This is a genomic window from Lentisphaera araneosa HTCC2155 (genome assembly GCF_000170755.1).
Lineage (GTDB): Bacteria > Verrucomicrobiota > Lentisphaeria > Lentisphaerales > Lentisphaeraceae > Lentisphaera > Lentisphaera araneosa.
The window spans coordinates 162,982-173,900 of sequence record NZ_ABCK01000003.1; the positions used below are offsets into that span (position 1 = coordinate 162,982).

At 39.0% G+C, this 10,919-nt stretch carries 9 protein-coding genes; 3 read left to right on the plus strand and 6 right to left on the minus strand.

Annotated features, from left to right (window positions below):
- The first annotated feature begins 96 nt into the window (after positions 1 to 96).
- The 3 genes from LNTAR_RS03630 to LNTAR_RS03640 all read left to right on the plus strand — a co-directional run bounded on the left by LNTAR_RS03630 (position 97) and on the right by LNTAR_RS03640 (position 4,565).
- Positions 97 to 1,038 (plus strand): AAA family ATPase, encoded by a 942-nt coding sequence (locus LNTAR_RS03630; RefSeq protein ID WP_007277283.1) that lies wholly within the window; start codon positions 97 to 99, stop codon positions 1,036 to 1,038.
- Positions 1,039 to 1,386: 348 nt separating this feature from the next.
- Positions 1,387 to 2,367 (plus strand): DUF58 domain-containing protein, encoded by a 981-nt coding sequence (locus tag LNTAR_RS03635; RefSeq protein WP_157473191.1) that lies wholly within the window; start codon positions 1,387 to 1,389, stop codon positions 2,365 to 2,367.
- Positions 2,368 to 2,369: 2 nt separating this feature from the next.
- On the plus strand, positions 2,370 to 4,565 hold the full coding sequence (locus LNTAR_RS03640; RefSeq protein ID WP_083799935.1) for a transglutaminase-like domain-containing protein: 2,196 nt from the start codon (positions 2,370 to 2,372) through the stop codon (positions 4,563 to 4,565).
- On the opposite strand, the gene LNTAR_RS03645 is transcribed toward LNTAR_RS03640, so the two are convergent.
- The 6 genes from LNTAR_RS03645 to LNTAR_RS03670 all read right to left on the minus strand — a co-directional run bounded on the left by LNTAR_RS03645 (position 4,554) and on the right by LNTAR_RS03670 (position 10,892).
- Positions 4,554 to 5,474: a prenyltransferase/squalene oxidase repeat-containing protein gene (locus LNTAR_RS03645; RefSeq protein WP_007277286.1), complete on the minus strand. Its 921-nt coding sequence runs from the start codon at positions 5,472 to 5,474 to the stop codon at positions 4,554 to 4,556. The two genes, LNTAR_RS03640 and LNTAR_RS03645, sit on opposite strands and share 12 nt — an antisense overlap.
- Positions 5,475 to 5,608: 134 nt before the next feature.
- On the minus strand, positions 5,609 to 5,797 hold the full coding sequence (locus tag LNTAR_RS03650) for a hypothetical protein (protein WP_007277287.1): 189 nt from the start codon (positions 5,795 to 5,797) through the stop codon (positions 5,609 to 5,611).
- Positions 5,798 to 6,050: 253 nt separating this feature from the next.
- The gene (locus LNTAR_RS03655; protein WP_007277288.1) at positions 6,051 to 7,787 is read right to left on the minus strand and encodes a serine/threonine-protein kinase; all 1,737 of its coding nucleotides are present in this window, start codon (positions 7,785 to 7,787) and stop codon (positions 6,051 to 6,053) included.
- 99 nt (positions 7,788 to 7,886) lie between these two features.
- Positions 7,887 to 9,653, minus strand: a complete 1,767-nt coding sequence (locus tag LNTAR_RS03660) for a sodium:solute symporter family protein (RefSeq protein WP_007277289.1) — start codon at positions 9,651 to 9,653, stop codon at positions 7,887 to 7,889.
- Complete coding sequence (locus tag LNTAR_RS03665) at positions 9,653 to 9,925, minus strand: DUF4212 domain-containing protein (RefSeq protein WP_007277290.1); 273 nt, start codon at positions 9,923 to 9,925, stop codon at positions 9,653 to 9,655. The genes LNTAR_RS03660 and LNTAR_RS03665 overlap by 1 nt, the downstream gene beginning before the upstream one ends.
- 22 nt (positions 9,926 to 9,947) lie before the next feature.
- A complete protein-coding gene (locus tag LNTAR_RS03670) occupies positions 9,948 to 10,892 on the minus strand; it encodes a prenyltransferase (RefSeq protein ID WP_007277291.1) in 945 nt (314 codons plus the stop codon).
- Between the last annotated feature and the right edge of the window lie 27 nt (positions 10,893 to 10,919).

Genomic DNA, 10,919 nt, shown 5'->3' on the forward strand with positions numbered 1-10,919 from the left:
TAAGAAATCATCTTTAGTGATGAGATGAGACATTTGCAAGTCACAGGTGCACGGCATAGATTTGAGTATAAATTATAAAAATCAGGGAAGTGTTTGATGGATCAAAATGATTTAGTCAGCAAAATTAGTGATGTTAAGGAAGTTTTAAATAAAGTTATTAGGGGTAAGGCGGAGGCGGTTGACCTATTATTAACAGGCTTGTTTTCTGGAGGTCATTGCTTAATTGAAGACGTACCAGGAGTAGGTAAGACCTCTTTAGCGAAAGCTTTGTCAAAATCAGTTGGCTGTGATTTTCAGCGAGTTCAATTTACTCCAGACTTATTGCCAGCTGATATTACGGGTGGACCCATCTATAGTCAAAAACAAGAGGAATTCTTTTTTCGCAAAGGGCCCGTGTTTTGTAATATCCTTTTAGCAGATGAAATCAATCGGGCATCGCCACGTACTCAGTCAGCTTTACTGGAGGCTATGGGAGAAAATCAAGTAACAATTGGTGGTGAGCGTTATGATTTAAAACCGCCTTTTATTGTTATTGCCACTCAAAATAGCATCGAAAACCACGGAACCTTTCCACTTCCTGAAGCACAGTTAGATCGATTTGCCCTGTCGTTTTCAATGAATTATCCAGATGCTGAGTCTGAGGTGGCAATCCTCTTAGATAGGCATAGTGGGGATCCTTCTTTGAGTATTCAGCCACAGTTAACAGAAAGTGAAGTTTTGGAAGTACAGAAAAAAGTACGTGATGTCAAGGTGGATGAAAGTATCGCAACTTACATAGTAGAAATCCTTAATAGTAGTCGTCAGCAAGATCAATTGAGAACAGGATGTAGTCCTCGAACAGGCTTAGTGATGTATCGCACGGCGCAGGCACATGCATTTTTAAATGGAAGAGACTATGTGAACCCAGATGATATTAAGCATCTTTGTGTGCCAGTTTTATCGCATAGGCTTCATGTGAAAAAACAAGTGAAGAATAGTGGTGTGAGCAATGAAGAAATTGTGAGAGAGTTTTTTGATCGTGTAAAACCACCGCATTAGGAAACGAATGTGAGAATTAAGGAGCACATAAGTAAATTTCAAAAATATATTCTGTATGGCAATGAGACCACGGGAGATATCCCTTTTCCTTTGTACATGAAGAATAGGCAATTTGTCTATTCATTTTTTTATATTTTAAATTTCTATACGCAGCGCTATTTACCTTTAAATGTTAGGTTGCTTTTGTGTTTCTGTTTTTTCTTTTTGGTCTATTCAATACAGGACCCTGAGAATATTTTAATGGTTCAGGGGATTTATTTTTTTGTTACCGCTTTTTTAGTGAGTGCAGTAGTGGGCTTTGTTTTTCGGCCACGTATTAACTTCACGCGACGTTTACCTGCAAAATGCATGGCTAATACAGCAATCCAAGTCGATTATAAAGTTAAAAATGACTCCTCGAGAGGTGTGTGGGATTTACGTTTAGATAGCTTCCCTTTTCTTAATGCAGAATTTGTGAAAGGTTATGCAGGGAGTGAATATCTTTCCGTGAACGAACGCCAAATTTTACATACAGTTGTTGTGTTTCCTTTTCGAGGTTTAGTGAGGCTCCCAAGGACTTATGCGTGTAGTTCATTCCCCTTTGGAATGTTTGCCTGGGGGCGTTTAGGGGGAGGAGATAATACAGTTTTAGTTTTACCACAAATCAGTGATTTAGATGAAGTCGATTTGAGTTTCGGTGGATTTGAAGGTGAAGGTGAAGAAGATCGTCACTCTAATTCTAATGATACGGGTGATCAAGAGTTTATGAAAATAAGGGAATATCGTGAAGGTGATCCCGTACGCTTAATTCATTGGGCGGCCACCGCAAGGATAGGGCGGCCTGTTGTTAAAGATTTTAATGAAAGCAACCATCGTAAAATTTCGATTTATTTAGATGAAGTTTACAATCCTTCAATTCTAAAAGAAAGACATATGAAGACATACCCCATTTTTGAATCATCCATTAGTTTAGCGGCTTCATTAGTGGACTGGGCACGTAGAAACAAAGTTGGCATTTCGTATTTATTCATTAACAACGTCACTTACCAACTTGATGGAATGACAATTGAAGAAGAGGCCGAGTATGCGACGGAGCTTTTGGCTAAAGTTCGTAATAATGTAGATAAGTCCACTAAAGCTTTTCCTGAGATGGAAAATTTTTGTACGGCAGAAGATGAATCGGCATGTTTTGCGATTTTTAATTATATGGATGACGAACGTAAAGAGTTTGTGAAAAAACATCATTTATCCACAAAAATCATGACGGTAAATCCGCGTTTACCTCAACTCGAAGGGATGACTTATTTCGACCACAAAGAAGTCCTTGAGAATAAATTGAGGACGATTTAAGTATGGATTATGTAGAAAAAGCGGAGCTTCAAAAATATCGAAGAATTAAGTCCCTACAGATTTTTTGCATTTTGATTTCCTGTTTTCATTACTGGAGTGTAACGCAGTCAGTCTTGCCCTTGTTTACGAGTATAGCCGTACTTTTTCCAGTATTATTTAGAGGGGTTAGCTTAAAGCTGGGGACACGTACAATTGTTTATACTTTGGTTTCGGCAATGATTTTATCGGTGTTACCTTATCAGTTTATTAAACAAACCAATGTATATTTTATGCTTCCAGGGACTTTTTTGGTCCCATTTTGTATTGTAGGTGCTGCGCATATGTGTTTGTTGGAGCATAAAAGAATAATTCTATCAGGTTTTTCAACCTTCATTTTTTTATGCTATCTAATTGGTGGGGACCTCAATGTAGGTAAGCCAACATGGAAATCTAATGAAGTTTTATTTCTTGATTTACGTTGGAATTACTTGATTTCATTTGCCTTATGTTTACTTGCGACCTTTATGATGTTTCGAGTCCACGGCCTTTCTCGATTTGTTATTCGACATAAGAAGACAAGTAAAAAATGGCAAGCTAAAATTATTTGTGTGGTTTCTTTTTTATTGATCTTTTTTCTCTCACCTCAGTTACAAAAATCTTCTGTGCCCGCTTTAAGGCATGTCGAAAATTATTTGTTAGCACAATTGACCACAATGGGACGTCAATATCAGAGAGGCGCAAAGCGTTATGAGGATGAAAATAATATTAATCGTCCTGTGCATAACAAATTTGGTAGAGATCTTGGTGCGATAGTGATGCGGGTTGCAGGAGAGTTCCCTCCTCAGCTCTTGAGATTCTACGCCTATGATACCTATGAAAATGGTATTTGGATGAGGGAGCTGGAAAGTAAATCTTCGGTTAGAGAGGAAGAAGATGAAGAAGAAGAAAATGTCGAATTACTTGTGGTTGAAAATTATGTCTTGAATCAGGGGAAGTATAGTCAACAAACACGTGAAACAACAGTTTACCCTACGAGTTTTTTAAGTGAAAAAATAGTTCCTTTATCCTATGATTCTGTAGGTATTTCTCTGTCTTTGGATACTCTAGATTCATATGTTGATAAAAGTTTAGAGGCAAAGGGGCTCTCTCAGGCAACAGGTATAAAGCTCTTGCGAAGTGGTGTTGGGGTAGATCAGTCAATTTCAAGTCCGGAAGTGATGGTGGGAGAATATAAAAAAGCCTATTCGCAAGTTCCAGAAAATTTAGAGGAATTCCTGAATCTTCGCTGGCAGGATATTAGTCCGGTGACACACGATGCGAATGTTGCAGCTCAAAATATCCAAAATTACTTTCATGAAAATTATAAATATGACTTGGACTTTGTGAATATGTATTATGAAGAGAGTTATACCTACGATGAAGAATTTGAGGCTAAGGATATCATCGAATTCTTTTTGACTAGTGACTATAAAGCAGGGCATTGTGAGTTATTTGCAACCTCAACAGTATTGCTCTTACGAAGTGCAGGCTTTCAGGCTCGTTATGTGAGTGGTAGTACGGTAACGGAGGTGTCATCTGATGGGGACTACATGATTACTCGAGCCAAAGATTTACATGCATGGGTTGAGGTATGGGATGCTAAAAAGAAAGAATGGTTTGTTGTGGATCCGACACCTTCGAGAGGTGCATTTTTTAAAGATTATAAACCTCAGGGGCTCAATGCGTTTATTGAAAGTATGAATTTTAAATTAAAGAAAATTTTTAGTTATGTTCTCCAAGGCGAAATTACTGTTGCGATAGCGGCGGCATTTTTTGCTGTTTATAACCCGTTGGCCGATTTTTTACAGGTTCCTTTAAATTCAATAGTAACGACTATTTTTATCTTTTTATTGATCTTTTGGCGAGTGTCATATTTACGAAAAAAAGGGCAAGTAGACGCAGGACGAATGAGTAAGGAATTACTCAAAGCACAGAAAATAATCTTGACCATGGCACGGAAATATGTGCCTGCACCTGAACAGGGATCTCATGAATACATGAGCATCGGGGAGATATCTCTTGGTTTAGAAAAACGAGGTGTAGGAGAAGAGGTGCTCGAAGAAATTAGTTTATATGAACAATGCAGATTTGGGTCTAAAACCTACGATAAGACGATGTTAAAGCAATTAAAAAATTCCTTTAAACTTATCCCAGCGTTAATTAAGAAATCAAAGCGATAAATAATCGTCTATTAGCCCTAGAGTCATGAGGCCATAATAAGTCGAAATTGGATCGGCTTGGAGTTCACGGCAATGAGCCGTGAATCCACCTCTGTCGTGGTAGTGATCGCAAATAAAGGCAAGGCTTGTCTGTTTTATTGAGCTTAAGTCGTGTCCTAAAATTGAGAGCGAATGCAAGGCTTGTGCCGTGCTGTGGATATCGCCAAAAGGCATAATACTCGTTGCTAAGAAGCCTCCATCATCAGCTTGTTGTTCACTAAGCCAATGGCTTAATTGATGTGAGGGCTCCTCTTCAATTGATTTTAGTAAGCAAATGGCAAAGTAAGTTGAGGCGATAGAGCCGTGCTCAGCTTCTTTTTGGTGACCATAAGCTTCGTCTTTAGCCTTCATTGCTTTTAATAATTCGAGGACCTTTAATTCTTCAGGAATAGGTTTTTCGATATTTTGGTAGCTTGAGAAAGCTAGCCATGATCCGTATATGCTTGAATAGGGAGATCTTTTAATGTGACTCCAGCTTAGATCAGGACAACGGATTTGGATGAGGTGCTCAGATATATCTGTAGCGAGAAACTTATCAGGAGAGTAATTTTTTAAAAGTGACCAGCACGCAGTAAAGGCTTCTAAGCCTTGAAGGTCCATGTGTTGAATGTTTGGTGCTTGGTTGAGAGTGTTAAATAGTGATTCTTCGTATTTCGAGAGGCCGTCTAGCGATTTGAGGCAGGCAAAGCAGTGCCAAGCGAGGTTTAATAGCTCTTCAGGTTTATCACAGGTAAATACTTTATTGGATATATATGATTGTAAGTATTGGATCGTGTTTTCTCTTTGCTCATTACTGAGGAGAGAGGCTCCATTCGCTAATGCATTGAGTTCTGATTGACGAAAGTAAAATGCGCTAGTTTCATTTCTCATATTTAATTATCCTAATTTTAATTGATCGGAACTTAGCATGGAATTGTCGGAACAAAATCACTCTACATAAAAAATTTAGGCAATAAAAAAAGCCACTCGATTGAGTGGCTTACGAAAATCTTTTGTAGCTGAAATTAGAGCTTGTCGTAGTCAGCTTTACTGCAGAATTTAGTGAGTTTAGTACCGTCGTCATCAACAGCTTTAAAAGCGTAGCGAATAGAAGGACCTTTAGCAGTTTCTTTTTCGTAAGTAACTTTACTTACGCTACCAGAACTGATTTTAACTTTAGCTTTTTTCTTTACGTTATAGAATTCGATATCCATGTTTTTGCTCCTCAGCATATTTGTTATAGGTGACAATTAAAATTACTTGTTTTTGAGGGGAAAAAAAGTGTTTTTCGAGTTTAGGAGAAAGAAAACTAAGAAAAATTCCATTTTTTTTTTAAAAAAGTACTTTTTACCATAATTAAGGGAACAGTTTTTTGAGAGTTAATTGAAGTTCCTTAGGGTTAAGGTGATGCTCTCTGCGAAACTTAGGGCGTCAAAATGGCGAATCAGAGTGTCATTGAGGACTAGATTACTTAATTATTTGGTGTTTGACATCTTCGAGGTCATTAGCAAATCGTGAGTGAGTTAAAGGGTTGATTTTGAATTCCAGCGGGCTTAGAAAAATGAATTCATTAATGTCATCGGTTCCAATTTTACTAATATCGACTTTTTTTAGATCCATTAGCATAAGTGGGCTACAGTTATCTAATGGGGACTTACCTTGTATTGAGATGCTATTGTCTTGGATTTCAATTTTTTCTATATAGTTATTGTAGCGATTTAATAATTTAGTTAAAAGGCTTTTTCGCATGTTCAGACCCATTTCATCTTTGAGAGTGAAACTTAGATTAGACATAGCTAGATATTGCTGGTGACCTTCGAGGAAATCATAGATTTCTATAAGATTATGAATATTTCTAAGTTCTGATTGTTCACTAATAGATTGAGATAGTTGAGCTATGTGAGTGAATTCCTTGTCCAGTTCGTTGAACTTCCAATAAGCCATTTTGAAATTTAGGTTACATAAATGTGTGATGCCACTTAGTTTTAGGAGCTCAGTATTTTGGGGGTGATAAACGAGAGCTTGGTTAAGTAATGCTTCAGCTTCTTTGGTTTTAAAATTGTAGAGTAGCTTATGGTGCTGAGTGAAGATTTCTTGGAGCTGATTCTCAAAGCTTGGCTGTGGCGAACTCGGTAGGGAATAGTAAAGCTTTTGACTAAGGTGTGAATTTTGCTTTTTATAGTGGAGAGTGAGAGAAAGAATGATAGCAAAGGCGACGCAATAAAAAATGGTTTTTAGATTTCTTTTACAAAACAATAGAAATACAGTTCCCTGACCAGCTGCTTGCGATGAGGGCGCAAAACCATTGATCCAGTTCTCTAGGTCTTCTTTCAGTAAATGGACGGCTTGATAGCGTAATTCAGGATCTTCACGCATGGCTTTATTAATAATAGAGAGGAGGCCACCCGGCGTGTGCTCAGGGTCCTTGTGAAAGTCTGGGTCAAGAGGACCCCGTAAACTAATAAGGCACTTTAACAAAACTCCCATAGAATAGACGTCACAGCGGGGGCTGGGGTCAAAAACTTTTGATACCTTCAGTTCTGGAGCAATAAAGCCTGGTGTCCCACAAACAACGCGGTTCTTTTTGAGTTCTTGTTTCGAGTCTAAGTGATGAGCTAAGCCCCAGTCACAAACGAGAAGTTCACCAAAAGAACCGGTTTGGATGTTTTCAGGTTTTAAATCTAGGTGGATAACATCACGACTGTGCGCATATGAGATAGCATCACAGATTTTGAGGAACATGTTGATTTTGTTTTTTAAGGCAATTGTAGGTGAGTCAGGTTTTTTTTGACTCTCTCTGCGTATTAAGTCGGCAAGATTTTCACCAGTTAATAAGGGCATGGTGAAAAACGGTTCCCCTTTATCGTCATGTCCTATATCATATATAGGCATTATATTAGGGTGTTCGAGACGAGCCGTTATGGTTGATTCTCGAGTAAATTGCTCGAGGTCTTGTTGGCTTCTGATATTCTTCAAAATAGCCATGGCAACTTGGCGACCGCAGAGTTGGTCGTAAGTCTTGTAGATATGCTTCATCCCACCACTACTTAAACTTTCTGGGTTTTGATAGCGGCAATCTGGAGAAGAGAAATCTAGATGAGATTCTTTATTGATGTTGTGAGATTGGGATTCATCATGTTCTAAAATATCACCCAGTCCTGAGTGCATACTTTCGTATATGTTTAGCGTGTCGTGACGATCCATGAATTATCCTTTCTGAGTATTAGACTACTATAGAATAAAAAAAGAGCTTTGAAATTCTTATACTTCAAAGCTCTTATAAAAATTAGGTTAATTTAACTTTTAGTGAGAGGCCTCACCTGCGCCACTAGGTATGCGAATATGTTCTACCATGTCCTGTACCTCTTGTGGAGGAGCAGGAGTAAATGAACTAATCACAATTGTGACGATGAAGTTGATGAACATCCCAACAAAACCAATGCCTTCAGGAGAAATACCAAATAAGTAGTTCTGATGTTCTGCGATAAACTGGAAATAGACAATATAGGCAAAGGTAAAACTGATGCCGCAAATCATGCCGACGATGGCACCTTCTTTATTTACTCTCTTAGAGAAAATACCCATCAATAAAGTGGGGAAGAATGAGGAAGCAGCTAAGCCAAAGGCAAAGGCAACCGTTTTTGCAACAAAACTAGATGGTGGGTTAATGCCAAAGTAAGAAGCAATAACGAGAGCACCAAACGAGGCCATTCTGGCATAGGCCATTTCTTGCTTGTCAGTAATGTCTGGCTTGATGATTTTTTTCATTAAGTCATGTGAAATAGATGTAGAGAGAACAAGGAGGAGGCCAGCTGCAGTTGATAGAGCAGCAGCAACACAGCCTGCCATTACAAGTGCGATCAACCACTTTGGCAGCCCCGCCATTTCAGGGTTAGCTAAAACGATAATATCGCGATCGTAATAAACTTCGTTGGGATCAGAAGTGACTTCATTTTTAACAATTCTTTGTCCTTGTTCACCACGTTTTTCTCCATCCATAATAGGTTTTCCAGCAAAAGCTTTGCCTTTACCGTATTGGATAATGCCGTCATTATTCTTGTCGACCCAAGCAATCATGCCTTGGTCTTCCCAGTTCTTAAACCAACTAGGGGCTTCTGTATAGCTTTTGTTGTTAAGTTCGTCAACTAAGTTGGTACGTGCAAAAAGACCTAAAGCTGGTGCGGTAAGATAGATGATTGCAATAAAGAACAAGGTCCAGCATGCAGACTTTCTTACAGCTTTCACGCTCTTCACGGTAAAGAAACGAACAATAACGTGAGGCAGTCCAGCTGTACCTGCCATTAAAGCAGCGGTGATACAGAACATGTCAGTGGTACTTAGGGATCCATCGGTATACTTGGTGACCCCCAGTTCAACCGAGAGGTCATTCATTTTTTGTAGCAGGGGAACAGCTTCGCCACCTTTGGTGAAATCACCAATTAAACCCATTTGAGGAATGACGTTTCCAGTGAGGGCGAGTGAGATAAAGATAACAGGTATAGTGTAGGCAAAAACCATAACACAGTATTGGGCAACCTGCGTGTAAGTTATGCCTTTCATGCCACCTAGGCCTGCATAAAAGAATACAATACTGCCGCCAATAATAACGCCAGTTGCAATCTCAATATTAAAGAGACGGGAGAAAACAATACCGACGCCTCGCATTTGACCCATGATATAAGTCATGCAAATAAAGATGGCGCAAAAAACGGCGACAAGTCTAGCTGTTTTTGAGTAAAAGCGATCGCCAATAAAGTCAGGGACAGTCGCTTTACCAAATTTCCTTAAGTAGGGGACCATGAGAGTGGTGAGTAGAACAAATCCACCAGTCCAGCCCATTAAAAAACGAGAGGCGTCGTAACCTGAGGCAGCTACAATGCCTGCCATTGAGATAAAGGTCGCAGCTGACATCCAGTCGGCACCTGTTGCCATGCCATTAGCAAGAGCAGAAACGCCTCCGCCAGCAGTATAATATTCTTTCGTTGAACCAGCTTTAGCCCAAAGAGCGATGCCGATATAAATGCCAAAAGTAATTCCAATAAAAATAAAATTCCAAATATCTTGTGACATTAATCTTCCTCGCCAAAACCGTGTTTTTCATCGAGCTTATTCATGAAAAATGTATAAGCAAGTAAGAGCAGGACGAAGCCTATGATTGAACCTTGTTGTGCCATCCAAAAACCAAAGGGTGCATTGCCTATGCTTGGCATGTTGGCATCCATCCAATCACGGAAGATAATAGCACATCCATAGCTGATAAATGCCCAGATAAATAATATGACGCCTACGATTTTTAGGCTGCCTTTGTAGTGCTCTTCGGCACTATTTTTATTCTCACTCATGATATTCCTATCGACTTATTTTTTAAATATATAAATTGATGATAAAACCCGCCATTAATAAACACCAAGATTTAAATTTTGTTTCAATAGCGCCCTTACATAAGGGGGTTAATGTTGCAGAATTTTGCAAATCTTGAGAGTTTGGAGTCTTGTAGTGGCCCTTGAAGTAAAGAAATAGGGGAAAAAGGCATGATAGGAGACAGAGTGGAGGAAGGTGTTTAAGGAAAACAGCGATCAATAATGATGAAAACGCGAGGAGAGTGACGATACGATGTAGAGTGAAGCCAGCTTCAATTCCAAGGCGAACGACCAAGTTGTTTTTTTGAACTTTTTTATCGGCGGTATAATCAGGGATTTCGTTCATTAAAATAATTGCGAAACCAAGGAAACCTAAAAAGAAAGAAGGCAGAATGATTTCTTTATGCAGTTCACCAACAATGGCGTAGTACATAGCAGACATAATAAACAAACCGTTGTTGAGGAAAATGATAATTTCACCTAAGCCGCGGTGAGCGAATTTCAAGGGGGGAGCTGAGTAGCCCCAACATGAGATAAGGCCTAGGGTAGCAAAGATAAGGACCTCTTTTTTGCTTAGGTAGGCAATGATAATTGAACCAATTAGAGCGATTGTAAAAAAGAGATAGGACATCTTTAAGACGCGTTTTGGGGCGAGTTTACCTTCTTCTAAGACGCGAGTGCCACCACTAAAGGGCGTATGGATTTCTACGAGAGCATCATTTCCAGAAATATGGTCGTAATATTCATTGATCATATCGGCACCTAAGTGAAATAATAAACAGCCGATAAGTATGAGGAGCGTTAGTAAGGGGTTAAAGATTTGATGGTGTTGGTAAATGAGTAGACTGCCAAGTAAGACGGGCATGGCCGAGATGAAAAAAAAGCCTTGAGACATACGCATAACTTTCATCCAGTTGATTAAGTCCTCACTCTTCTCGATGTATTTCATGTATTCCTGTTAAAATAATTTAATTTA